Source organism: Robertkochia sediminum (genome assembly GCF_016786255.1).
Classification (GTDB): Bacteria; Bacteroidota; Bacteroidia; order Flavobacteriales; family Flavobacteriaceae; genus Robertkochia; species Robertkochia sediminum.
Genome location: NZ_JADMKT010000074.1, coordinates 125,966 through 151,302, shown reverse-complemented (window position 1 = coordinate 151,302; position 25,337 = coordinate 125,966). Strand labels below are relative to the sequence as shown.

The 25,337-nt window shown below is 47.3% G+C and carries 23 protein-coding genes; 8 read left to right on the top strand and 15 right to left on the bottom strand.

From position 1 onward, the window contains the following. Positions 1-5 precede the first annotated feature (5 nt). The 4 genes from mazG to IS446_RS07540 are packed head-to-tail and all read left to right on the top strand — an operon-like array spanning position 6 to position 3,060. Complete coding sequence (gene mazG, locus IS446_RS07555; protein ID WP_203059446.1) at positions 6-782, top strand: nucleoside triphosphate pyrophosphohydrolase; 777 nt, start codon at positions 6-8, stop codon at positions 780-782. Positions 783-822: 40 nt separating this feature from the next. Next, on the top strand, positions 823-2,217 hold the full coding sequence (locus IS446_RS07550; RefSeq protein WP_203059444.1) for an MATE family efflux transporter: 1,395 nt from the start codon (positions 823-825) through the stop codon (positions 2,215-2,217). 3 nt (positions 2,218-2,220) lie between these two features. Next, the gene (locus IS446_RS07545) at positions 2,221-2,451 is read left to right on the top strand and encodes a hypothetical protein (protein WP_203059442.1); all 231 of its coding nucleotides are present in this window, start codon (positions 2,221-2,223) and stop codon (positions 2,449-2,451) included. 36 nt (positions 2,452-2,487) lie between these two features. Next, a complete protein-coding gene (locus IS446_RS07540) occupies positions 2,488-3,060 on the top strand; it encodes a phosphatase PAP2 family protein (protein ID WP_203059440.1) in 573 nt (190 codons plus the stop codon). Here IS446_RS07540 and IS446_RS07535 read toward each other — a convergent pair. From IS446_RS07535 to meaB, 5 genes are read right to left on the bottom strand one after another with little or no spacing between them, the layout of a single operon-like run. Continuing rightward, a complete protein-coding gene (locus tag IS446_RS07535) occupies positions 3,047-3,709 on the bottom strand; it encodes a hypothetical protein (RefSeq protein ID WP_203059438.1) in 663 nt (220 codons plus the stop codon). The two genes, IS446_RS07540 and IS446_RS07535, sit on opposite strands and share 14 nt — an antisense overlap. A gap of 3 nt (positions 3,710-3,712) precedes the next feature. Beyond that, a complete protein-coding gene (locus tag IS446_RS07530; protein WP_203059436.1) occupies positions 3,713-5,341 on the bottom strand; it encodes an ArnT family glycosyltransferase in 1,629 nt (542 codons plus the stop codon). Beyond that, positions 5,325-5,957 carry a lipid-A-disaccharide synthase N-terminal domain-containing protein gene (locus tag IS446_RS07525; protein ID WP_203059434.1) on the bottom strand — a complete coding sequence of 211 codons (633 nt, stop codon included), beginning with the start codon at positions 5,955-5,957 and terminating at the stop codon, positions 5,325-5,327. Before IS446_RS07525 ends, IS446_RS07530 begins: the two co-directional genes overlap by 17 nt. 2 nt (positions 5,958-5,959) lie before the next feature. Next, complete coding sequence (locus tag IS446_RS07520) at positions 5,960-6,673, bottom strand: glycosyltransferase family 2 protein (protein WP_203059432.1); 714 nt, start codon at positions 6,671-6,673, stop codon at positions 5,960-5,962. A 44-nt stretch (positions 6,674-6,717) separates the two neighbouring features. Then, the gene (gene meaB, locus IS446_RS07515) at positions 6,718-7,773 is read right to left on the bottom strand and encodes a methylmalonyl Co-A mutase-associated GTPase MeaB (RefSeq protein WP_203059430.1); all 1,056 of its coding nucleotides are present in this window, start codon (positions 7,771-7,773) and stop codon (positions 6,718-6,720) included. A 108-nt stretch (positions 7,774-7,881) separates the two neighbouring features. On the opposite strand from meaB, the gene IS446_RS07510 reads away from it, so the two are divergent. Beyond that, the gene (locus IS446_RS07510; protein WP_235996443.1) at positions 7,882-8,307 is read left to right on the top strand and encodes an organic hydroperoxide resistance protein; all 426 of its coding nucleotides are present in this window, start codon (positions 7,882-7,884) and stop codon (positions 8,305-8,307) included. A gap of 16 nt (positions 8,308-8,323) precedes the next feature. Here the strand turns inward: IS446_RS07510 and IS446_RS07505 are convergent, their stop codons facing one another. After that, positions 8,324-9,277: an aldose epimerase family protein gene (locus IS446_RS07505; RefSeq protein WP_203059428.1), complete on the bottom strand. Its 954-nt coding sequence runs from the start codon at positions 9,275-9,277 to the stop codon at positions 8,324-8,326. A gap of 108 nt (positions 9,278-9,385) precedes the next feature. Here IS446_RS07505 and IS446_RS07500 point away from each other — a divergent pair, with 108 nt between their 5' ends. Genes IS446_RS07500 through IS446_RS07490 form a run of 3 tightly spaced genes read left to right on the top strand, consistent with a single transcriptional unit; the run spans position 9,386 to position 12,051 of the window. Further along, complete coding sequence (locus tag IS446_RS07500) at positions 9,386-9,934, top strand: RNA polymerase sigma factor (protein WP_203059426.1); 549 nt, start codon at positions 9,386-9,388, stop codon at positions 9,932-9,934. Next, positions 9,918-10,514, top strand: a complete 597-nt coding sequence (locus IS446_RS07495; protein WP_203059424.1) for a hypothetical protein — start codon at positions 9,918-9,920, stop codon at positions 10,512-10,514. Before IS446_RS07500 ends, IS446_RS07495 begins: the two co-directional genes overlap by 17 nt. Then, on the top strand, positions 10,486-12,051 hold the full coding sequence (locus IS446_RS07490; protein ID WP_203059422.1) for a hypothetical protein: 1,566 nt from the start codon (positions 10,486-10,488) through the stop codon (positions 12,049-12,051). Before IS446_RS07495 ends, IS446_RS07490 begins: the two co-directional genes overlap by 29 nt. On the opposite strand, the gene msrA is transcribed toward IS446_RS07490, so the two are convergent. From msrA to IS446_RS07445, 9 genes are all read right to left on the bottom strand, one after another. After that, on the bottom strand, positions 12,048-12,740 hold the full coding sequence (gene msrA / locus IS446_RS07485) for a peptide-methionine (S)-S-oxide reductase MsrA (RefSeq protein ID WP_203059421.1): 693 nt from the start codon (positions 12,738-12,740) through the stop codon (positions 12,048-12,050). The genes IS446_RS07490 and msrA overlap by 4 nt on opposite strands. Positions 12,741-13,318: 578 nt before the next feature. Next, positions 13,319-15,844, bottom strand: a complete 2,526-nt coding sequence (locus tag IS446_RS07480; RefSeq protein WP_203059420.1) for a M14 family zinc carboxypeptidase — start codon at positions 15,842-15,844, stop codon at positions 13,319-13,321. A 78-nt stretch (positions 15,845-15,922) separates the two neighbouring features. Further along, entirely contained in the window at positions 15,923-17,188 is a 1,266-nt protein-coding gene (locus tag IS446_RS07475) for a sterol desaturase family protein (protein ID WP_203059419.1), read from the bottom strand. Positions 17,189-17,238: 50 nt separating this feature from the next. Then, positions 17,239-18,159 (bottom strand): sensor histidine kinase, encoded by a 921-nt coding sequence (locus tag IS446_RS07470; protein WP_203059418.1) that lies wholly within the window; start codon positions 18,157-18,159, stop codon positions 17,239-17,241. 206 nt (positions 18,160-18,365) lie between these two features. Beyond that, positions 18,366-21,722 carry a preprotein translocase subunit SecA gene (secA, locus tag IS446_RS07465; protein ID WP_203059417.1) on the bottom strand — a complete coding sequence of 1,119 codons (3,357 nt, stop codon included), beginning with the start codon at positions 21,720-21,722 and terminating at the stop codon, positions 18,366-18,368. 86 nt (positions 21,723-21,808) lie between these two features. Continuing rightward, positions 21,809-22,030, bottom strand: coding sequence for a DUF2795 domain-containing protein (locus tag IS446_RS07460; protein ID WP_008612884.1), 222 nt, complete (start codon positions 22,028-22,030; stop codon positions 21,809-21,811). Positions 22,031-22,184: 154 nt separating this feature from the next. Next, on the bottom strand, positions 22,185-22,760 hold the full coding sequence (locus IS446_RS07455) for a cob(I)yrinic acid a,c-diamide adenosyltransferase (protein WP_203059416.1): 576 nt from the start codon (positions 22,758-22,760) through the stop codon (positions 22,185-22,187). A 189-nt stretch (positions 22,761-22,949) separates the two neighbouring features. Next, complete coding sequence (locus tag IS446_RS07450) at positions 22,950-23,465, bottom strand: hypothetical protein (protein WP_235996442.1); 516 nt, start codon at positions 23,463-23,465, stop codon at positions 22,950-22,952. Next, positions 23,458-25,326 (bottom strand): ABC-F family ATP-binding cassette domain-containing protein, encoded by a 1,869-nt coding sequence (locus IS446_RS07445; protein ID WP_203059413.1) that lies wholly within the window; start codon positions 25,324-25,326, stop codon positions 23,458-23,460. The genes IS446_RS07450 and IS446_RS07445 overlap by 8 nt, the downstream gene beginning before the upstream one ends. Positions 25,327-25,337: the final 11 nt, after the last annotated feature.

The following is a 25,337-nucleotide window of genomic DNA, read 5'->3' as shown; positions in this document are numbered from 1 at the left end:
CAGTTATGAAAAACAGCAGAGAACAACAGCTAAAGGCATTCGACCGTTTACTTACCATTATGGATGAGCTCCGCGAACAATGTCCGTGGGATCGCAAGCAAACCTTGCAATCGCTGCGACACCTTACCATTGAGGAAACCTATGAGTTGGGGGATGCTATCCTCGATAATGACCTTGATGAGGTGAGAAAAGAGCTGGGAGACCTGTTGCTGCATATTGTTTTTTACTCCAGGATCGGAAGTGAGACCAATGACTTTGATATTGCCGATGTGGCCAATGGGATCTGCGATAAGCTTATCGATCGTCATCCGCATATTTATGGCGATGTGGATGTTGCCGATGAGGAAGAAGTAAAACGCAATTGGGAAAACCTGAAATTGAAGGAGGGTAAAAAGAGCGTTCTGGAAGGGGTGCCAAAGAGCTTGCCCGCACTGGTAAAGGCGAGTCGCATACAGGATAAGGTTGCCGGAGTTGGCTTTGACTGGGAAAAACCTGAGCAGGTATGGGAAAAACTTCAGGAGGAGCTCGACGAGTTCAGGCATGAGGTCGATACCGGCGATCAGGACCGTATCGAGGCCGAATTTGGTGATGTGATGTTCTCTATGATCAACTACGCCCGTTTCCTCAAGGTGAATCCTGAAGACGCCCTGGAACGCACCAACAAGAAATTCATCAAGCGGTTTACTTACCTCGAAGAACAAGCTGCAGGTATGGGGAAAGCGCTTAAAGACATGACGCTTGCCGAGATGGATGTGTTTTGGGAGGAGGCGAAGAAACTATAAGGCGTAATTTGATGTATCTTTGCCCGGCAAACATCAAATTATGTTAAAGAACTACACCCGGGAATTTGCGTATAATCTAAGACTGGCTGCTCCTGTGATATTGGGGATGCTCGGTCATACCTTCGTGGGTTTTGCCGATAATGTCATGGTAGGTCAATTGGGTACGGCCCAGCTGGCTGCAGTTTCCCTGGGAAATAGTTTTGTCTTTATCGCGATGTCCCTGGGAATTGGTTTTACCACTGCCATCACCCCCCTGGTTGCCGAAGCCGATGGTTCCGGTGATGTGGAGAAGGGGCGTCTGGCATTTTCTCACGGACTTGTGCTTTCTACGATAATCGGGATCGCTCTTTTCCTGGTAGTGCTTTTAGGGAAGCCTTTGATGGACCTCATGAAACAGCCCGATGAGGTGGTTGCCCTGGCCTTGCCCTACCTCGATATTGTGGCACTTTCTCTCGTTCCCCTGGTGATGTTTCAGGCGCTTAAGCAGTTCTCTGATGGTTTGTCCATGACCAAATATCCCATGTACGTAACGGTGGTTGCCAACGTGGTAAATATCGTTTTGAACTACCTCCTGATCTTTGGGAAATTTGGCTTTCCCCAGCTCGGGATCATAGGGGCAGGGATCGGTACTTTGGTTTCACGTGTACTCCTGGTTCTCTTGCTATGGAGGTTGCTCAAAAGCCGGAAGCGTATCGCTAAATACCTGGAAGATATTCAGTTCTTTAAGCTAAAAAGAACCATGGTGAAAAAGGTTTTCGATCTCGGTTTTCCTTCAGCCTTGCAAATGTTCTTCGAGGTGGGGATCTTCACCGCAGCTGTATGGCTCAGTGGGGTATTGGGTAAGAATCCGCAGGCCGCGAATCAGATCGCGCTTAACCTTTCCAGTATGACCTATATGGTCGGCGTCGGGCTTAGTGTTGCTGCCATGGTTAGGGTGGGAAACCAGAAGGGGCTTAAAGATTTTTCAGAATTGCGACGTATCGCCTTTTCGGTCTTTTTCCTCACGTTTTTGATCATGACCATTTTCGCGACCTCATTTGTGGTGTTCAGGGATTGGCTGCCCACCCTGTATCTGGACCAGAATGATATGATCAACCTTGTCGATAATTCCGAGGTGATCAGTATTGCGTCTCAATTACTTCTTATCGCAGCCATATTTCAGATATCAGACGGATTCCAGGTGGTTTTTCTCGGTGCCCTGCGCGGACTCCAGGACGTTAAACTCCCAACGGTGATCACGTTTATTGCTTATTGGGTGGTGGGCTTCCCGATATCTTATTTTCTGGGCCTTCACTTCGGATTGGGGAATATCGGTATCTGGATAGGATTGTTATCCGGGTTAACCGTTGCCGCGGTATTTTTGTATTTTAGATTTAATTATTTAACCAAAAAACTCATCGCCGGGGAACAGGTGGCGATAGGTGAAACCAATTAAGATATGGAGCTTCCAAAATTTTTACTCGGGGATAATACAGACCATCCCAATGCGATCTTTATCGTTCATACCGATTACCCGAGATTTATCATCAACCTTGAAAACGATGAGGTGGAATGGCTTGAAGACTTTTCCCCTGAAGATGAAAAGGAGCTGGCGGGAGAGATCAATGGCCTCATTGAAGCGGCTACTAATTTCTACGACCGTGAGGTTAGCCGCTACGAGGAAGATTAATCACAGACCTACCGCAAACTACAGATCAACTGCATTATGCTCGAGCAACTTGTATCCTGGGATAAAGAATTGTTTTTAACCTTGAACAATCTGGGGAACCCTTCCTGGGATGCCTTTTGGATGTTCATCACCGATAAGTGGTCATCCATTCCGCTATATGCTGCCCTTTTGGTCATGGCCTTTTATTTTCTCGGATGGCGAAAGGCTCTTTTGTTATTGGTATCGGTAGCCTTGATGATCACTGCGACCGATCAATTGGCCAATGCCTTTAAATATGGATTCGAACGGTTAAGGCCCTGCTACGACCCTGAGCTCGAAGGACTGTTCAGGTTGGTAAAAGCCAGCTGCGGAGGAAAATTTGGTTACTTCTCGGCCCATGCCGCCAACAGCTTTGCCCTGGCCTTGTTTTTTGTGATGGGATTCAGCAAATACTTCAGGCCACTACCGGTGTTCTTATTTCTTTGGGCTTCTATGGTCGCCTACAGCAGGGTGTATATCGGGGTGCATTTCCCTTTGGATGTATTCACGGGAATGCTTGTCGGCTTGCTTAATGCCGGAATCTTCTACGCAATATTCACCAGGGCGAACCGCGCGTTTAAGATCGCTTAAAGATCGCTTTGTTCAGTGGATTTAAAAAGATGAGCAGGAAGATCACTCCAAATGCAAGTTCGTAGATCTCCCATTTTCTTTCTGCAGGAATAATGCTTACCAGAGCCGTGCAAACCAGGAAGGCTATCGTATGATGCCATTGAACAACGGGTACTGCAAAACGATCCATTAGGTCTCTGACCCACTGCTTTTTGCGGTACAGGATCGGAGTCACGATCAGGTAGATCACCATGATCACCATTAAAAGCTGGCTGAAGATCACCTTATTTACTTTCTTGCCTCCAACAACCAGGTTGTGGAGGTTGGTTTCTTTCTGGGCGTTATTTTCAAGGAAATACTCGCTTGATTCAATGCCGAAAATGCGCTGGCCCCAGGAGATCTCTTCTCCCGCACCAAAAATGAACAGCAGGACAAAGGCAAGTACCCCCAGTTTCCAGGTAAACGATTTGTGCTTACCCAATGTATAAAGACGATAAGCACTGAGTGCAGCGATCAAAAATAAGAATACTGCAGTACCGTATTCCACTACGCCGTCTTCTGTGGTGATCACATCGTTGAAGAATTTTTCATCGGTGATCCCGAAGTAAACGCTAACAGCAAAGAATGCCGCGAGGATCACGTAAGTAGCCTTTTCAATTTTTGTAAGCATGGTTTATTTCTTTTTTAGCAGGTAATAGTGACTTACCAGACGGTCTTTATAATTTTTTGTTTCCGGAGCCGCCGTATAATTTATATCAAAGGTCTCCAGTAACTCGATGGTATGATCAGGAGCAAAGATACGTTTAAATTCAGCTTCGAGAGATGGGGTTACCAGAATGGTGAATTGATCGGCTTCAGGGGGTTGGTCATCGGCCAAATGGGTGATGTCCGGCGCAGCATGCCCGAGGTGCCAAACCATTTCGGGAGCAGGCTCCCCGTAAGAGTAGCGAATTTCTTCCTTATCGGCGTAGTTAGCAATGTTGTTGAATTGCGGATTCTTATAGAGCGCTTTGCTAAGTGGCAGGACAAAACTAACAATGGCTACGATCAAAAAGATGCTCAGGTAAAAGAGTTTAGCGTAATCGCGGTTGACCATGGCTGAAACAAAGGCTACGCCCAGCCCAAAAAGTACTATGGCTGCAACTGCGAACCACAAGAGGTGATCCTGGAGGTTGTCGCCTAAAAAGAGGTAGCCTCCAACGGGAAAAGCAAGGCCTAAGAGGGCCAGTAGTCCGAAATGGAGGTATACCGGTAGTTTTTCTTTCCAATTGGTCATGCTCTTAAAAGAGGCAACGAGGTATTCGGCATAAAAGGCGGTATTCATCGCCAAGGGAATAAGCACAGGGAGGAGGTAGCGTGATTTCTTTTCCGGAATGATCGAAAGCAAGACTACTGCGGCAAGGGTCCAGATCAGGGTGAACCGGTACATCTTAAGATCGGAAACCCTGCTTTTTAAATAGGGGTATAGCAAAGCGGTAAACGCCGGAAGGGTCCAGAGTCCGCTTTGGGTAAAAAAGCTCCAGTAATACCAGAACGGACGAACGTTATAACTTGACCAGTTGCCGGTTTCTTCCCTGGTGATCTCCAGGAAGGCTTCGGGATCGGCAAACCTTACATAAACGAACCAGCTTACTCCTGCGATCAGGCCAAGCACCAGGAACGCCGCAAAGGGAAGTCCCTTTTGTTTGAAAAAGTCTTTTCGGTAAACAGTAATAAAAGCGATCATAAAGGGGAGCCACAGGGCATAGAGGGATACAGGCCCCTTGCTCAGAAAGGAAGCAGCAAAGAAAACAGCCGCCAGCAGGGCATGCTTCCAGGTACCATCCTTATCCATGAAAAGCCTGATAAGCCAGTAAATAGCTCCCGTCATAAAGGCGTGGGTGTAAATATCCCACTGTCCGTTCCTTCCCGCAAAAACAATATAAAATGAGGTCACCAGGATGAGTCCGCTGTAGAGCGCATAGGTGGTGTTCTTTTTGAGGTAATCGCTTATGTTGTATACCACTCCGGCCAGGAATATGGCGCTCAGGGCGGCAGTAAGACGCAGGCCAAAAAGGTTGTGAACGCCGAAGAGTTTTGCTGAAATAGCGGTTAGCCAGGTTGGAAGTGGTGGTTTTTCATACCTCGGAAAGTCATTCATGGTGGTGAGAACCCAGTTTTGCTCTGTGAGCATTTCCCGGGCGGTAACAAAATTACGCGCCTCCATGATGTTTACATAGAGAACGTCGAGGTTGATCAGAAAGATGATCGAAGCAATGAGGATGAGAAATCGAAAGGGGTGTTTTTCAATCAGTGCTATCATGTTGTCTTTTTAGGAGAATGATATTGCGAATATAAACCACCGAGCCCATGGAATGTCCGGCCAATAATACCGGGTCTTTACGGAAGATCGCATAGATAAAGATCAGGAGGGCGCCGGTAAGACTGAGTATCCAGAATCCCATAGGGAGCGACGATTCCTTGTTCTTTTCAGAATAGATCCACTGGTAAACGAACCTAAGGGTAAAGATCACCTGGGCGATACTTCCCAGGATGAGCAACCATAGCGGAATAGCGTCATTGGAAAAAAGTTCGTTCAGGTCGTAGGTGTTGTTGTTGTATCCGTAGGCAACGATCAGGAAAGGGAATATCAGGAGAAAGTACCGAAGTGCTTTCGGACTTTTACTCCATTCGCCCTGTAGTTGAAGGTTCCTGATATAGATAAAATACGTAAGCGTCTGACCGAGCATGATGGCAAAATCGTCTCTGAGCCAACCGTAAACGAAAAGGAGAAAAGAAGCCAGAAGGCTTAATTTCCAGAAAAGCGTGGGTGTTAATACCTTTTTATTCTTCTCAGATATGAACCACTGGAGGAACAGCCTCCCGGAGAAGAGGATCTGGGCAATAAAACCCACGGCATAGATCAACCAGGTGTTCATTCTTAACTTTTCTTGGCGATTTCGTAATTGATGTATTTTTTCTTCATCCAGAGATAGGCAAAACAATCGGCCAGCGGTCCCAGCAGGCGATTCCATAATCCGAACTTAGCCGTACCGGCGATACGGGGAAAGTGTTGCACCGTGATCTGTTTGATCCTACCGTTCTGGAGCAGGATCATGGCAGGTAAAAAGCGGTGCAGGCCTTTAAACATCGGAATTCGTTTCGCGTAATCGGTCTTGATCACCTTAAGCGGACATCCGGTATCGTCCATACCGTCATGGGTAAAGGCACGTCGAATGCCATTGGCAATGGTCGAAGACATATTTTTAACGAACGAATCCTTGCGGTTTGAGCGTACTCCGGTTACCAGTTCGTGGTCTTCGATCTCTGCAAGTAACAGGTTGAAATCTTCAGGAGCCGTTTGCAGGTCGGCATCGATATACCCTGTCAACGGAGTTTCCACGTGATCGAATCCGGCCTTTATTGCAGCACTTAGCCCTCTGTTCTCCTTGAACAGCAGGTATTCAAAATCTTCATTTCGTGCGCAGATCGCTTCGATCAATTGCTGACTTTGGTCTTTAGAGCCATCGTTCACAAAAAGGATTCGTGTTTTGCGACTGGCGATCTTCAGGTATTCCGATAACTTTTCCTCAACCCTTTGCAGGTTCTCTTCTTCATTGTATACCGGTACAATAATGGTAAACTCGTAATTCATTTGGGGTCTTTAAAATCGTTGCAAAGGTAGTTCATTTCAGTGTATTAATGCCGGAGGTCGAGCAAATAATGTGCGGCGGTTACGGGTGAGGTTTTATTTTCTTCCACAAGTTGAAGTTGCTGCTCCAGGGCTGCTTTGATCCCGGGATTCTGGTAAAATCGCAGTTTTAGTTGCTCGTCTATGGTTTGCAGCACCCATTGTTTATTCTGCTGAATGCGATGCTTTGAGATCCAGCCATTCTCCCTGTTCCGGCTAACATATTGCTCGATGAGTTCCCATACCTGGGGCAGTCCCTCATTGTTCAGGGCCGAGGCAGTAAGTACCTCCGGGGTCCATCCGTTTTCTTTGGGAGGGAATAGGTGTAGGGCACGTTTAAATTCGATCCTTGCACTTTGCGCTTTCTTTATATTGTTGCCGTCGGCTTTGTTGATCACAATGCCGTCGGCCATTTCCATGATCCCGCGTTTTATGCCTTGCAGTTCGTCGCCTGCTCCGGCAAGTTTAAGTAAGAGAAAGAAATCGACCATGGAGTGTACGGCGGTTTCGCTTTGGCCCACCCCTACGGTCTCAATAATGATCACGTCGTAGCCTGCAGCTTCACACAGAATGATCGATTCTCTTGTTTTTCGTGCTACCCCACCAAGGGAGTCACCTGCAGGGGAAGGGCGAATAAAGGCATCGTTTTCCTGAACCAGCTGTTGCATCCGGGTCTTATCGCCTAATATGCTACCTCCTGAAATACCACTACTGGGATCTACCGCGAGTACGGCTACCTTATGTGCTTTGGCAATGAGGAGTTTACCGAGTTGTTCGATAAAGGTGCTTTTCCCCACTCCGGGAACACCTGTGATGCCCAGACGAACGGAGCGTTGTTCCTTACCGATGCATTTTTCGATCACCGTTCGCGCCATTTCCTGGTGCGCCTGGTTTCTGCTTTCGATCAAGGTGATGCCACGACTTAATGCCACCCGGTCGCCTTTCAGGATCTTGTCAGCAATGATCTCAGGAGTGTCTCCTTTTTTTCTAAGGGCTCTGATCCTTGATATGGCAGCTTTGTTGGTGTTAAAGTCCTCACTTGGCACTTTAGGGTTTTCGTTCATGACAGATGCGAAGGAATTACCTGGGTTTTTTCAAAATTTACAACAAATTTAATAATTCATTCATAGTGTATTGATGGCTTTCCCGTATCTTAATGTAAAATACTTTATATGAAGACTTTATATGAGGCCAGTGCCACCGCTACAGGAGGCAGGGCCGGACACGTGAGCAGTAGCGACGGCATTCTTGATTTTAAACTGGAACTTCCCGAAGAACTCGGAGGTAAGGGCGGGGCGCATACCAATCCGGAGCAGCTGTTCGCTGCGGGATATGCGGCTTGCTTTGGAAGTGCGCTTGATGCCGTGGCCAAAATGCATAAGGCTGAACCCGATGATATCGAGGTTACCGCTATCGTGGGTATTGGAAGACATCCTGAGGAAGATGGTTTTCTTCTGGAAGTGACCCTTGATGTGTACCTGCCCGGAATTTCGTTGGATCTCGCAGAAACCATGGTCGAAGAAGCCCATGATCTTTGTCCGTACTCCAGAGCTACACAAGACAATATAGATGTAACCCTCAATATCCTTGAAGATTAAAGGTCAGGGTACGTGCCTACTGAATAGAGAATTCCAGGTTGATCTCATTGCGGTAGGTATCTCCCTTTTTTAAGAGAGCCGAAGGAAACCCGGGTTCATTTGGGGCGTTTGGGAATTGCTGTGCCTCCAGGCACACAGCAGCGTATTTCCCGGGCGGCCTGTTCTTGTATTGGGTTTCCGGTAAGAATTCCGGGGTATAGACCACCAATCCCGGTTGATCGGTAAATACCTTCATTAAAATACCACTGCCGGGACTATAAAGGCTGGCAGCCGCCTGGCGGTCTCTGTTTAACGCAAAGGTGTTGTCGGGGATGACCTCTGAGAAGGTGTTGTCGAGGTCTTTTTCCTTCCGGTGATCAAGAGCTGTTCCCTTTACAGGGATCTGTTTTCCTGTGGGTATGAGCAAGTGGTCTGTTTCCAGGTACGTATCGGCGTTTACCATAAGCCGGTGAGAGCGCACATTTCCGCCGCCATCCAGATTGTAGTAATTGTGGTTGGTCAGGTTGAGGTAGGTATCCTTGTCACTGCGCGCACTGTAGCTTATCTTCACCCGGTTCTCCTCAAGGGTAAACCGCGCTTCTGCTTCGAGGTTTCCCGGATAGCCTCCCTCGAGGTGTGCACTTTTAATAGCGTATACAATGTAAGGTACTTTCCCCTCGTGAATTTCTTTTAGCGTCCACTTTTGCCTGCCAAGGGTGTGGGATCCTCCGTGGAGGTGAACCTCCCCGTCTGATTCCAGGGTATATCTGATGTCATTGATCGTAAAAGCGTGACCTGCGATACGTCCGGCATATCTCCCGCAGGTGGCCCCTAAAAACGGGATGTTCACACGGTACATGTCTTCTTCCTCATACCCGTAGATCACATTAATACGCTGGCCATTGGCATTGTTTAGCCAAAGTCCTGTCATGCTGGCGCCCCAGGGCGTGGTGTCAAGTTCTAAAAGCGTATTTTTAATAGTGAATCCCATATGGATCTGGTATTTTCAAAAAAATGTGATGTTTTTGCAACGCAACCTGAATCGTGTCGTCTTTAGAGTGTACAACAAATGTAATCAACCCGAGAGAAACCAACCGGAATGTTTCAAGAAGAACTGATCGAGAAATGTCGTAACAATGATCGCAGGGCCCAAATGCGACTTTATGACTCGTATTGTGACGCCATGTATACCATAGCGACACGGTATGTTAAAGATGCGGATGATGCCCGTGATGTTACGCAGGAAGCATTTATTAAAGCGTTTCGTAATCTGGATCAGTTTCGGGGAGATGTTACTTTTGGCGCCTGGTTGAAGCGCATAGTGATCAATAAAAGTATTGACTTTTTGAAAGCGCGTAAAGAGCACCTCCGATCGCTCGATGAAGGTTATCTGCAGATCGCCGATGCCGAAGATGAGGATTGGAGTGTAGCTGACGGGATCACTGCAGACCAGGTAAGGGAGGCTGTAGAAGGCCTTCCGGAAAAGTACCGGTACGTGGTTATGTTGTACCTGCTCGAGGGGTACGATCATGCTGAAATATCGGGGATACTGGGAATCACAGAGAATACCTCGCGTACCCAGCTGTTAAGAGGAAAACGAAAACTAAAAGACGAATTAAAACACTTGCGATATGGCACAGGATATTAGAAAATTGCTCAAAGAGGATGGTGCAAAGCCAGCCGGGGCGATGCCCAAGGGTCATCGTGAACGCTTTGAAGCCCTGTTGGAAGAAGAGTTACCTCAAAATGAAAAAGGACATTCTTTCTTCTGGATGCGTATTGCAGCAGGTTTTCTGCTGGTACTGGCCGCGGGGGTGTTCGTTTACTTTCAACAGGCTGGTCCCGTGATCGACGCCGGGAATGGTGTTGCCGGAACCGAAGGGTCAACCGGGGAGAAAGTTACCGAGATCACACTTGGTGATCTTTCACCCGACCTGGGGAAGATCGAGAATTACTACCTGGCGAGCATCAATATGGAATTGGCTTCTATCGAAATGAGTGAAGAGACCAAGCAGTTGGTATCGGGATATATGTCCCGGTTGTCTGAACTCGATGATGAATACCAGGCCCTTACCCGGGAGCTCAACGAGATCGGTCCGAACCAGCAAACAGTAGATGCCCTGATCGATAACCTCCAGTTGCGATTGGATTTGTTGTACCGACTAAAAAATCAGTTACAAGAACTTAAACAAGAAGAAAATGAAACGATTAATATGCAAACCATTTAATCAGGTATTTACCGCGATAACGCTATTGTTGGCTACCGGAGTTGCTGCTCAAATCCAAACGAAAAGCTACAGCGAAAAGTTTGATGTCGATAAAGCAGTGCAGTTGGAAGTGAACACAGCTTATACCGACCTGATCTTTGATACCTGGAACCGAAACCAGGTGGCTATCGAAGCTACGATAGAGATCGAAGGAGTCTCTGAAGAAGAAGCTCAGGAGATCTTTAAGCAATGGGGCTTTAAAGCTGTAGGAAACAGCAGCAAAGTCACGGTGTCTACAGGAACCATTATCCACGGCAATCGTCATGCGCCATCGGTGGTGTTCTTAGAGGAGGGTGAGAATAATTTTACCTATGAATTCCAGATCCCGGACGTGGATGCCATTGTTGCAGCAGTACCGGAGAATTTTGTAATGCCTGAAATGCCTCCCATGCCGCCGATGAATTTCAGAGATATGGATTTCGATTTTGAGGCTTACGAGAAGGAAGGAGAAGCATACCTCGAAAAATGGAAGGCTGAATTCAAAGAAAAGTTTGACGATGAGAGTCAGGCCGAATTTGAGGCATGGGGTAAGGAAGTAGCAGAGATTTACAAAGACCGTAAAGGTGAGATGGCGAAGGTAGAAGAAGAGATGCAGAAAGTGCGTGAGGAAATGGCTAAGACCAAGGAGGAGCGCGAGCGCATGAGAGAAGAAGTTCGCAAGCAAATTAAAGAAAACCAGGCAGAGATACGCATCCTCGTTGAGGAGGCCAGAAGGGAAGCTCATAAAGCGCGTGCCAATGCTGCCGTTGTCATCAATGGGTTTCGCGCAAATGGTGTTGCTCCCGGTTCTGATGGAGCTACCGTTAGTGGGTATCGCAGAATTGATGTGAAACCGGGGTCCGATTCCAAGGTGTTCTTTTACACCAATGAGGGGGAGGCTAAGAACCTAAAGATCAAAAGAACCATTAAGATCAAAGCCCCTAAGGGTGCAAAACTCGACCTTAATGTACGTCACGGGGAGATCAAACTTGCAGAAAATTATAAGAACATCAATGCAACCTTGTCTTACACAAGGTTGCATGCCCCCATGGTGGATGGGAAACAGACCAAGATCACCGCTGCTTACTCACCCATGCTCGTGGATCACTGGAAAGAAGGTGCGCTCAATGTGAGCTACGCCAAAGCCCTGGAGCTAAAAAAGGTGCACAATATTAACATGGATGCCAAGTCGTCTAATGTGCTAATAGAAGAGCTCAGTGGCAATGCCATTATCAATGGGAGTTTTGGTGATCTGGTCATCAATAAGTTCAACGATGATTTCGTTTCCCTCGATGTGGTTATCGAAAACTCCGATGCAACCCTGGTCTTACCTGAAGTGGCCTTTGATATCTATGCGCGATCAACCTTTTCAAGGATGAAAGTTCCTGCAAGCCTCGATCTTAACGTGAATCAGCTGCAAAATAGCAAGCAGATAAAAGGTTACAGTAAGTCGGCTGGAAGTGGTCGAAGCATTCATATCATCGCTAACTACAGCAATGTGAACTTTCAGGGGATCTAATGAATACCTTCCTTGAGTAATTCCGGGTATTTTTTCTGAAATTTCCTGAGTCGGGGAATGGATACATTCCTCACGTAGGGATTGTCCGGATTGCGTCTTTCATAGTCCTGGTGGTAATCTTCTGCTTCCCAGAACTTTTTTATTTCTTTCACTTCGGTAACGATCGGTCTGCTGAAATAGTTGCCTTCTTCCAATTTGATCATATAATCCTGAATGATGCGACGCTCTTCAGGCGTCTTATAAAAAGCTATCGAACGGTATTGTGCGCCCTTATCAGGGCCCTGCCTGTTCAGGGTGGTAGGGTCGTGAGATCCGAAAAATACCTGTACCAGGGTGCCAAAACTCACCTCTTCTGGGTCGTAGTACACCATGACAGCTTCTGCATGGGAGGTTCTGCCGTAGCTCACCTGCTCGTAAGTGGGATTCTTTTCGGTTCCTCCGGCATAACCCGATACAGCTTCTTTAACCCCTTTTACACTTTCGAAAACAGCTTCCACACACCAAAAGCAACCACTGGCAAAGTAGGCGGTTTTATATTGTGAAAGGTCCTGAGGAGAGCGCTTCTCCGGCTCTATTGATTCGCTGTTCGCAGTATTTTTGGAGGTGTCGTTCTTGTCTTTGGTGGCCGATTGGCAGGAAGTGATCACAAAAAAGCTGAGGATGCTCAGCAATGCGGGTAACGTTTTCATAGGATGGTTTCTTTGATAGGTCTGAAGATAGTGATATTCCTTACAAATCATAGGTAAGTAGGTAAGTAGGTAAGTAGGTAAGTAGGTAAGTAGGTAAGTAGGGATGTGGGTAAGTGGGGAAAGCCCTCTTGCGCTAAAGCTTCGGAGGGTAAAAGGGTGACAGGGGGAATAACCCTTCCGTCAACGCTTACAGCGTCGCCACCTTCCCCTTCATAAGGGGAAGGAGAACGTTCTACTTTTAAAGTTCCGGAATGTTATTATTGGCCTCCTGGTAGTTGTGATTTATCCCCTCCTTTCCAAGGAGGAGTGGCTACGTTCATGAGTTAGTCGGGGTGGTTTTATCAACTGCATCACCGCGTCACTGCGTCACTGTATAACCGCATAACTTCAGAGGTAAAGAGATGAAGGTGATTATATATCCCGTATCTCCCATCTCCCATCTCTCATCTCTCATCCCTCATCTCCCATCTCACATTACTTCATAACTGCATAACCGTATAACCGTATAATGGTATAACCTCGTAACCCCGAATCCATCAAAAAAAAAGGGCCATCGGGCCCTTTTTTGAAAACTTTGTTTACGGATTCCGGATGAGGGAATTCAGGAACAGTGCATTCAGGAACATTTTGTTGGTGCCGTACCAAGACCCTCTGAAGTTGGGATTATCTGCAAATAAGATGATCTGCCCTCTACCTAGTTTACTCACGACAACCGATGCTGAAGGTTTTAGGTGATCTTCGAGATTGGTCTTGGAGATAAATCCGTCGATATGCGGATCTTCGGTATATTTCGCCACCGTATTATAGGGGTTCTTACTGGGAGCAAGCCACACTTCATTATTCTTATACACCGGTAATTTGCGGTCGGTATACCCGAAAGCAACAGGGTGGGTCAGGTCGAGGTCGACCTCAAAAATGGCTCCGCCAACCTCTTCTCTTCCGAGGTGTTCTGCATGATCAATATAGGGTTTGCGCGCTGTAATTTCCGATGCGTCCTTCTCTGGGGCTTCGGTAAGTGCGGCATCACCCATTTCATTTTCGATCACCCATTTTACAGCGCTTCCTGTAGCGATCAGGGTATTTCCTTTAGCTACCCAATCTTTGAGCTTTGCCTTTGCACTGCTGTCTAAGGCGTTATACCTCCCGGATACCATCACCATGGTGTTGTATGGGTCTAAAGAAGCGTTTGGCATATTTCGCATCGGGATCTTGGTAATGGGCATTTCAACACGCTGGTCTAAAAGGTGCCATACTTCCCCGGCTTCATAAGAGTTCACTCCCTGGCCTACGGGCATGAATACCTTAGGTGTTGTAAGAGGTACGACATGACGACTTCCGAGGTCGATTCCTTGTCCTCTGTTATAACCCGTATTCACAGGGTATACCGGTACTCCGAATCGTTCCACTCCTGCTTTGATCATCTCATACACTTCCTCAGCGTCCTGATCTTGCCTGCTCACGGGAATAATAAGGGTGCCCGGGCTAAATGTTTGTGCATTGCCGTTAATAGTGCTTGTAAATCCTTTAGCGGCCGATTGCACTCTGAGTTTCTGTTCCTGGAGGTAGTTGAGAAATGCCGCACTGTTGTAGTCTCTCCAGTCTACCAGGTAGGCATAATTAGATCGTGATAATTCTGGAATGGTTCCCAGGTCGGTGGTTGTGGTTACTCTGTCTCCGATTTTGATCCTGGTTTTTACCGGCTGGTATGTTACATTGTAGAAATTTGCCAGCGACCAGGCAGAAGCGTCGTAGAACACACTATCGCGATAGGAGTCGTAGGTTTCAAAAACGGTCTGCACCATGCGGTATTGTGGTTGTTCGGTAGGTACTATAAAACGGTCGTCTCCGCTTTTGTAGACTTCGATGCGGTGTATGAGTAATTTGTCCATGAACGCTTTCAGCCGGTTCAGGTCGTTCTTTACTTCGAATTCATAACCCCGGATCCCGCTTTTTCGGGCGTTATCCAATCCTGAACGGAAAAAACGCTGCTGGTAATCCCTGAGGTATTCTTTGTTATCTACTGCGGCTTTTACCGTAGCCATCCCTGAGGTGTATTGGTTTCTGATGGTGAAAGGAAAGGTCACTTGCCCCATATCGGTATCCTGAACATGTCCGCGGGAACTGGCTTGCTCAAAGAGAAGTCCGAGTCCGCCCTGCAGGTCGGGGTAAGACGATCCGTAACCGGGGTAGGTGCCGTCAAAGGCTTCACCGGTAAAATACAGTGATCCTATCTCGTCCAGTGCATCGGCAAAATAGTCCCCGAAAAGCTCGTTCAACTTTTCGTAATTTTCTTCAGGCATGATGGGGTCCTTGGACCCGATGGCTTTCATGGGTTCGAAAAAGTAGGTGCTTTGGGTGCCCATTTCATGAAAATCGGTCACCACATTCGGGTACCAGTGGTGATACCAGTTGAGCTTGCCCCGGCTTTCAGGGTGAATGGCCAGAAGCCAGTCCCGGTTGAGGTCAAACCAATAGTGGTTGGTTCTTCCCCTGGGCCAGCCTTCATTGTGTTCGATATCCTGGGGGTCTGCCACGAGTGGGTCACCCTTAAAGCTGTTGGCCCAATGGGTATGTCTGTCTCTGCCGTCCGGATTAATGGTGGGGTCCAGGAAAACAACCCCGTTTTGACGGTATTTACTGATCTCAGCGTGCTCAGATGCCACCAGGGTGTAAGCTGTTAGTAATGCTGCCTCTGAACTCGAGGGCTCATTTCCGTGAACATTGTATCCCAGTTGAATGAAAACAGGCAGGTTTGCCGAAGATTTGGCTTCTCCCTGAAGATTGTTCAGGTGTTCCTTGCGATAGTTTTCAAGGTTGGCCAGGTTGTCCGGTTCGCTAATGCGCAGGATCACCAGGGAGCGACCTTCGTATGTTTTGCCGTATTCTTCGATCTCAGCGCGGTCGGATACGGCAGCAAGGGTCTTGAGATAGGCAACGATGAGGTCATGACGGGTGTGTTGTTCTCCGATCCCGTAGCCCAGAAAATCTTCTGGTGTGGGGATCTCACTGCTATAAGGTTGGTATTTTTCTAAAAAGTAGTCCTGAGCCATCCCGAAATGAAAGGCAAGGAAGAGCACAGGGAGGAGTGGTTTAAAGATTTTCATACGGGTATATGGTGTTTAAACCTACAAGATATGGAATATCTTTCAGGCTTTACACGTTAAACATGCCCATATGTGTGCTTAGGTGAATCTTGCGGTTGGCTTAGGGTGTTCGAAAACAGTGACATAGGTGGTGGCAGCGATGGTGAAGAGGAAATAGATCAGCATCATTTCTTTACCGTAGGGGATGAGCTGCGAGATGCCGAACCATTCTCCTGTGGTCAGGATAAAGGCGATCCCGGCGATGGAACGCAACCATTCGATCCAGGCTCCCAGCGGATGGCCATCCATGAGGCTTGAGTATCCAAAGATCCCGGCAAAGACGAATAAGCCGAAAAGGAGCAGGCCGTCAAAACCGATCTCACTGTAGTTATAGAACATGAACAGCATAAGGGCTGTACTAAATACCAGTTGAAAAATGGCGTATCCCTGGAGAAAGGGTGTGGCCTCGGGAGCGTATTTCTTAAAGTGGTATACGTCCTCGATGATCGCTACGGGATATTTGTCTTTAACGTCCGCCGGGCGCCATCCAGTGGGCATGAACCAGATGCGGAGCTTATCTACCAGGCTTTTGGTGCGCCAGGCATCTTTTAAGAGTCGCCAGAAGTGTTGAAAATTAATGATCACCGGATTCCAGGTGGAGGCAGGTTTAAGCACACCATAGACCGGTGGTACTTCGTCCAGTTCTTCCTGAAAGGTGCCGAACATACGGTCCCACACACAAAAGATCTGTCCGAGATTCTTATCAATGTATTCCGGATTGATGGCATGGTGCACCCGGTGTTGTGATGGCGTTACGATAATGTATTCCAGCCATCCCATTTTACCGATATGACGGGTGTGATACCAGAATTGTAAAAAGAGTTGTACGGGAGCCAAAATGGCAATGACCTTTGGGGGTACGCCTAGAAAAGCTGCCGGTAATAACAACAGCGGAAAATAGGCGAAGATATTCGAAATAGATTGACGCAGGGCGCAGGCCAGATTGAACTCTTCACTACTGTGGTGGATCACGTGCTGATTCCAGAAAATATTCACCTTGTGACTCAACCTGTGATTCCAGTACCCTGCAAAATCAAGGGCTATAAATCCTATAACATAGACAGCCCAGGTGGCTTCGATCTCTATCAGGGCGAGGTGTTCTTCGAGAAAAGGGTAGGAGACCAGGACTACTGCGAGTCCCAGAGAGTCTTTAATGATGTTGGTAAGCCCGGAACTCAGGCTGGAAACGGTGTCCATGACCGTATGGGTTTGTTTTTTGGCAAAATATCCATAGAGGATCTCAAGCAAAACCAGTCCTATAAAAAAGGGGATGGCGTATAGTAATGCGGTGGCATAGGTTTCCATTGGTGGTGTAATGCGTTTGGTTCTTTTAAATATAAGGTATTTGGGGCATATCAGGCGGTAAGGGCCTCTTTTTTAGGTTGGATGATCTTCTTTTTATAGGCTCCCGATTCTCTGAAGTACACTTTGAAATGCACTCCGATCTCTGAGTCTTCCTTGATCAATTGTCCGCGCAGCTGGCGAACGAGGTTGTTGATAAGCCGTAATCCGAGAGAATTTGGTTTCCCGGTGAGAATGGCATCAGAAAATCCTATTCCGGTATCCTTAAGCTGTAGCAGGAAGTTGTCTTCGCTATCTTTCTCAAGGGTGATGGTGATCTGTCCGTGCTCTTCTCCGAGGATCCCGTGTTTCAGGGTGTTGGTAATAAACTCGTTAATGAGTAATCCCAGAGGGACAGCAGTATTTACGCCTAATTTTATATCAGACATTCTAATGTCAAGGTGGATGTTGTTATCTGCACCCTTTACAGAACGTACCAGTTGAGAAACAAGTTGTTCGGTGTATTCCTGGTATTGGATCTTTGAAATATCGTCGTAAGCGTAGAGCATCTCGTGGATGAGCGCCATGGAGATCACGCGGTGTTTGCTGCTGAGCAATAATTCGCGGGTGTTATCGTCATCAACTCCTCTGGATTGCATGCTGAGCAAGCTGGATACGGTTTGCAAATTATTCTTTACGCGGTGATGGATCTCCTTGAGCAGGATCTCGTCCTGGGCAATGCGCTTTTCGAGTTGGTTATTGTCGTGCCGGGCTTTGGATTGTGCCGATCTGAGGGCGTTTAAACTGCGGTGGTTGTAAAGCACGGTGGCGGTAATAAGAACAGATGCCAGTGCAACCAGCCATACGGCGTCAAGCTGGAAGTATGCTGCAGGGATCAGAAGTAATGAGAGAAATAGCGCCACCATATTAACCTTGTCGGCTGAGCGATAGGTAGGAGAGGTATTTTCCTTTTTCCGGGGCGTGTAGGCGTTCATCTTCGATCTTGGGCTTTAACGGTTGTTCCGTTTGCCTGGGGGCTTTACGTAATTCCGGTCCGGAGTTTCCCGGATCGGGGACTTCGAGCAGGTTTTCACCTGTCCGGTTTTTCCGTAATAAATATATTCAAAATTTGGGAATAAAAAAGGGGAAGCCTCATTTAAGCTTCCCCTTTTTTAAGGTTGTGAATCGTGAACTATTACGATCATTCTTCTGTAAGTACCCATTGGCCTGATTCGATCAGGGGAATGGCCTGTTTGAACTTCACGGTTTTGTTTTCTCCGTTGGCCACATTTTTAATGGTCACTTTTTCGTTCCTTCCGATCTTTGGACGTTCGCGAACGATGGTCTCAGTTACCTGAGGGCGTTGCGGGGTTTGTCCGGCGGCGCGATTTTGAGCGGCCATTTCGTCGGTATTCGGAATTTCTTCCTTCGAGGTTTTATAGTCTTCCTTTTTGCGAACTTCCTTGGCTTCCTGGATGTTGCTGGTATCTTCGGTAGGTAGTTCTCCTTTGAAAAGGAAAGAAACTACTTCGCGGTTCACCTTATCGATCATCGCTTTAAAGAGTTCGAAAGCTTCGAACTTATAAATGAGAAGCGGATCTTTCTGTTCGTGAACAGCCAGCTGTACCGATTGCTTCAGTTCGTCCATTTTACGAAGGTGGGTTTTCCACGAATCGTCAATAATGGCCAGAGTGATGTTCTTCTCGAAATCGTTCACCAGCTTTTTACCTTCCGATTCGTAGGCTTCCTTTAGGTCGGTCACTACTTTCAGGGTTTTTACACCATCGGTAAATGGTACTACGATACGCTGGAAGCGGTCGCTTTGGTTTTCAAAGACATTTTTGATCACCGGGAAGGCCGTAGCGGCATTTCGCTCCATTTTCTCCTGGTAGTAAGTAAAGGCTTCCTTGTATACTTTAGAGGCGATCTCTATATAGGTCATCGATTTGAACTCTTCTTCAGAGATCGGAGATGTTATAGAGAAGTGCTTGATCAGTTCGAATTCGAAGTTCTTGAAATCATTAGCCAATTTGTTGTTCTCGGCAATGCTTTCACAGGTATCGAACACCATGTTCGCGATATCCAGTTTTAAACGGTCTCCCTGAAGGGCGTGTTTTCTACGTTTGTAAACCACCTCACGCTGAGCGTTCATCACATCATCGTATTCCAGTAGTCGCTTACGAATACCGAAGTTGTTTTCTTCCACCTTCTTCTGGGCGCGTTCGATAGACTTGGTCATCATGCTGTGCTGGATCACCTCACCTTCTTCAAGTCCCATGCGGTCCATGATCTTGGCTACACGGTCAGACCCGAACAAACGCATCAGGTTATCTTCAAGCGATACGTAGAACTGTGAGCTACCCGGATCTCCCTGACGTCCTGCACGACCTCTTAACTGACGGTCTACACGGCGGGAATCGTGGCGCTCTGTACCGATGATGGCGAGTCCGCCGGCATCTTTAACTTCTTTAGATAGTTTAATATCGGTACCACGACCTGCCATGTTGGTAGCGATGGTCACAACGCCGGGGTTACCGGCCTGGGCAACGATATCGGCTTCTTTTTTGTGGAGTTTCGCGTTGAGTACGTTGTGCTCGATCTTTCTGATGGAAAGCATTTTTGAGAGCAACTCTGATACTTCTACAGAGGTTGTACCTACGAGGATCGGACGACCTTGCTGAACCAGCTTCACGATATCCTCGATCACGGCATTGTACTTCTCTCTCTTGGTCTTATAAATAAGGTCTTGTTTATCGTCTCTTGCAATAGGTCTGTTGGTCGGGATCTCGACAACGTCAAGTTCGTAGATCTCCCAGAACTCTCCGGCTTCGGTGATGGCAGTACCGGTCATTCCCGATAGCTTGCTGTACATACGGAAGTAGTTCTGAAGGGTAATGGTCGCGAAGGTCTGGGTCGCAGCCTCGATCTTCACGTTCTCCTTGGCTTCGATCGCCTGGTGGAGACCGTCAGAATACCTTCTTCCATCCATGATCCTACCGGTTTGCTCGTCTACGATCATCACCTTGTTATCCATAACCACATAGGCTACATCTTTTTCGAACAGGGTGTAGGCCTTTAACAGTTGGTTCAGGGTGTGGATGCGTTCGCTCTTTACAGAGAAATCTTTAAAGAGTTCTTCTTTCTGCTCTGCTTCAGCTTCGGCCTCCAGTCCCTGGTTTTCGATCTTGGCGATCTCTGTCCCGATATCGGGCATTACGAAGAACTGTGAATCGGTATCTCCCGAAAGGTATTCGATACCCTTATCGGTAAGTTCGATCTGGTTGTTCTTCTCATCGATCACGAACCACAAGGCCTCATCGACCTTAGGCATTTCGCGATTGTTATCCTGCATGTAGAAATTCTCGGTTTTCTGCAGCAGTTGTTTTACGCCTTCTTCACTAAGGAATTTGATAAGCGCTTTGTTCTTAGGTAAACCGCGATATACTCTTAGAAGTTGGAATCCGCCTTCCTTGCTGTCGCCGGAAGCTATAAGCTTTTTTGCTTCGGCAAGAACTCCGGTAAGGTATTGACGTTGCTTGGAAACGATGTCGGCAACCTTAGGTTTGAGCTCGTTAAATTCGTGGAGGTCTCCTTTAGGAACCGGCCCGGAAATAATAAGCGGTGTTCTTGCGTCGTCAATAAGTACCGAATCGACCTCATCGACGATGGCGTAATTGTGTTTGCGCTGTACCAGGTCTTTGTTGGTGTGCGCCATATTGTCTCTCAGGTAGTCAAAACCAAATTCGTTGTTGGTACCATAGGTGATATCGGCCAGGTAAGCCTGTCTTCGGCTTTCTGAATTCGGTTGGTGATTGTCGATACAGTCTACAGACAATCCATGGAATTCAAACAGAGGTGCCATCCACGCGCTATCCCTTCGGGCCAGGTAGTCGTTCACCGTAACCAGGTGCACCCCGTTTCCGGTTAAAGCGTTGAGGTATACAGGCAGGGTAGCCACGAGGGTCTTACCTTCTCCCGTTTGCATCTCTGCGATCTTCCCCTGGTGCATGGTGATACCACCGATGAGCTGCACGTCATAGTGGATCATATCCCAGGTAACCTCTTTTCCGGCTGCATCCCATGAATTGCTCCAAATGGCTTTGTCGTCTTCCAGGGTTACGTAGTCGTGATTGCCCGAGATCTCTCTGTCAAAAGGCGTTGCCGTTACGGTAATGCTGGTGTTATTGGTAAAGCGCTTGGCTGTTTCCTTAACCACAGCGAACGCCTCCGGAAGGATGTCGTTAAGCACCTGCTCGGTAGCCTTGTAGGCCTGCTCTTCCAGTTGATCGATCTCGTTATAGAGTGCTTCGTTCTTGTCGATATCGATAGAAGACTCGGCTTCGGTCTTTAATTTGGCGATCTTTTCGTCAAAGTCTGTACGGGCAGCTTTGATCTTAGTCTTAAATTCCAGTGTTTTTTGTCTGAGCTCGTCGTGAGAAAGCGATTCCAGGGCTGCTTCGTGAGATTTGATCTTATCTACAAGCGGCATCATTGCCTTTACATCTTTCTTTGCTTTATCTCCGACAAAGATCTTGATTACGGAATTGAGTAAACTCATTATTTTAATATCTTGTTAAGCACCCAAAATTAAACAAAAAAAAAGCCTCCTAAGAGACTTTTAACGTTATAATATCAGGGTGTATGTTAATATTCATCCTCGTTCCAGAGGTAGTCTTCTTCTGTTGGGTAATCCGGCCAGATCTCCTCAATTGACTCGTACATATCTCCTTCATCTTCCATTGCCTGCAGGTTTTCAACTACCTCCAATGGAGCTCCGGTTCTAATAGCATAATCAATTAATTCGTCTTTTGTTGCTGGCCAGGGGGCATCGTCTAAATAGGACGCCAATTCTAATGTCCAATACATATGCTATTTGGTTTAATGATTTTGTGCAAAAATAATTTTTTAAGTTAAAAAGTCAAGTAAAATCTATGTTATTTGCAAATTATTTCTAAGAACGTAAATAACGGCCGATCCTGTAAGGGATATCGTAATTAATGGTGTGAGTTTTCAACGGCCATTAAGACTTTTTTTCCGGTATCCATGGAACCTCTTCCGCCTGCAGATCTTTAGTCAACTTCCGTGCCAATACGAACAAATAGTCAGATAACCTGTTCAGATATCGAATAACGATCTTTTCAAAAGGCTCATTCTCATAGAGGTGGGTGGCTCTGCGCTCTGCCCGGCGGCAAACCGTACGCGCCAGGTGACAATATGACACGGCAGGGTGCCCTCCGGGCAAGATGAAATGTGTCATTGCCGGTAATTCGGCATCCATTTTGTCAATGGCCTCCTCCAGGATGGCGATATCCTTGTCTTCGATCCTCTCGATGTTCAGACGGTCTTTTCCACTTTTTAGTTTTTCCTTTTCGGGAGGGGTGGCCATAATGGCACCTATGGTAAACAGCTTGTGTTGAACCGCGATGAGCAAGTCTTTGGTCTCCTTGTCGATCTGCTGATCTCTGAGCAGCCCGATCCATGAGTTGAGCTCATCTACAGTGCCGTAGCTTTCTATTCTAATGTGGTGTTTTGCAACGCGGTCTCCTCCAAAAAGGGCAGTGGTGCCAAGGTCTCCGGTTTTAGTGTAGATCTTCATTCCTTGCGATGTTTTTATTTTTTTTCTTTTTCAAATGGTAGTTCTCTCCAAAGTTCCGGTGTCTGCGCGATCTGTTTCTTCGCATATTCGACCGGTTGTTCCAGAGGACTAACCCTAATAGCAAAGCTAAAATAAGGAACCCGATCAGGAAATCGTTCATTTCACTTGTCTTTTTTATAAGATAGTGAATTACAGTCTGATGGTGAAATTTTCTTTTGCCTGTTGTGCTCTTTTCCAGGCCATCCCTATGCGGTGGCAGTCAACGGTGAGGTGAATTTCAGGATGCTGTGTTAAGGCGCGCCAAAGCGGGGTGTCACTGGTTTTATTCAGGAGTATGACCGTTTCGTTCCCCAAACGTTCCAGCAGGGGTGCGATCGCAGTAGGTTCTAATTGGTCCTGTGACTCCAGGAACACTAGTGATGCCCCGGAAGTAAGCGTATTTACAAAGCTCCCAAGGGCGATAACGGGGGCCTCTGCTCCAAAGAGGTGGTGGAGGCTGTTGTTCAATGCTCTTTGGTATTTTCCCGGTAGGCTATCGAAAAACGGTAATTCTTTTGCCGTTGGATGCTTGGGCATTTTATCTTTATGTCGCAGGGCTTTGGTCACCAGGTCATATACGAAGGGGGAGTGAACCCCGTGTTCGTTGGTCGAGCGCAGCAGGTATTTAAAGTATGTGATCACGGGTTTCATGCGTACTTCAGGCACCTTCCATTTTCATGGAAAGTTCGAACCATCGTTCTGTTTTACTATCTATTTCATCAATGATCCCCTGGAGTAGTATCGATTGCTTGTCGATTTCATCACCTTCGAGCTCGCCGGTGGCAAAGCGTGCTTCGGCTTCTTTTTTCTCCCGTTCCAGTTTTTTTATCTCCCGCTCCAGGCGTTTGTATTCCTTCTGTTCGTTATACGAAAGCGAACTGTTGGCGTCCTTTTTCCAATTCTTTTTCTGTGCGGTCTCTTCAGAAGGTTCTTCTTCTGCCGGAGCAGGACTGCTCTCATAGGCGCGATAGTCGGTGTAGTTACCGGGGAAGTCCTCGATAACTCCCTCCCCTTTGAAAACAAAGAGGTGGTCTACGATCTTATCCATAAAGTACCTGTCGTGAGATACCACGATCAGGCATCCCGGGTAATCCAGCAGGAAGCTCTCCAAAACGTTCAGGGTAACGATATCGAGGTCGTTGGTGGGCTCATCCAGGATCAGGAAGTTCGGATTCTGAATAAGGACCGTACACAGGTAGAGGCGTTTTTGCTCGCCTCCACTGAGTTTCTCCACGTAATCGTACTGTTTTTTCCGGTCAAAAAGGAAGCGCTCCAGTAGTTGGGCCGCAGAGATCTGCCGGCCTTTGGTCAGGGGGATGTAATCTCCGAACTCTCGTATCACTTCGATCACCTTTTGTCCGGGTTTTATCTGAATACCTGATTGGGTGTAATACCCCAGTTTCAGGGTTTCACCGTGAACTACCTTCCCGCTGTCGGGTTTCATGGCTCCGGTGAGGATATTTAAAAAGCTGGTCTTTCCGGTCCCATTCTTTCCGATGATCCCTATGCGTTCGCCTTTTTTAAAGGTGTAATCGAACTTGTCCAGGATCACCTTGTCGCCAAAGCGCTTCCCGAGGTTGTGCAATTCGATGATCTTGCTCCCCAGGCGTTCCATATTGATCTCCAGCTGAACCTTGTGTTCTTTACGCCTCTGGTGCGCCTTTTCTTTGATCTTATAGAAATCGTCTATGCGCGACTTGGATTTTGTGGTTCTTGCCTTAGGTTGCCTGCGCATCCAGTCCAGTTCTTTGGTAAAGAGGTTCTTTGCTTTTTCAACCGATGCTTTTTCGGCCTGCATCCTGGCTTCTTTCTTTTCCAGGTAGTAGCTGTAGTTCCCTTTGTACTGGTAGAGCTTACCATTTTCCAATTCGATGATCTCGTTGCAAACACGCTCCAGAAAATAGCGGTCGTGGGTCACCATGAACAGGGTGATGTTCTCCCTTGCAAAATAGGCCTCCAGCCATTCGATCATTTCAAGGTCGAGGTGGTTGGTGGGCTCATCCATGATAAGCAGATCGGGAGTGTTGAGCAGGATGCTGGCCAGGGCCAGACGTTTTTTTTGTCCTCCGGAAAGGGATGCTACTTTCTGATCCATTTGGTCGAGCTTGAACAAGAAGAGCATCTGCTTGTACTGGGTTTCAAAATCCCAGGCGTTGTGGGCTTCCATCTGTTCGAAGGCCTGCTGATAGGCCTCCTGGTCTTCGGGTTGCAGGAGGGCCTGTTCGTACCGGTGAATCACTTTCAGGGTCTTATTGTCTGAGGCGAAGATGGTTTCTTCTACTGTGATCTCCGGGTCCAGGTCCGGTTCCTGGGGCAGGAAGGCAATATGGATCCCGTTACGGGAAACTACCTGGCCCGAATCGGGTTCTTCCTTTCCGGTAATGATATTGAGCAGGGAAGTTTTTCCGGTACCGTTCTTGGCGATAAAGGCAATTTTCTGGTCCTTATTGATCCCAAAAGATATGTCGGTAAAGAGTACGCGTTCCCCGTATGAGCGGGCGATATTTTCAACAGATAGATAGTTCAATCGCTGTAAGT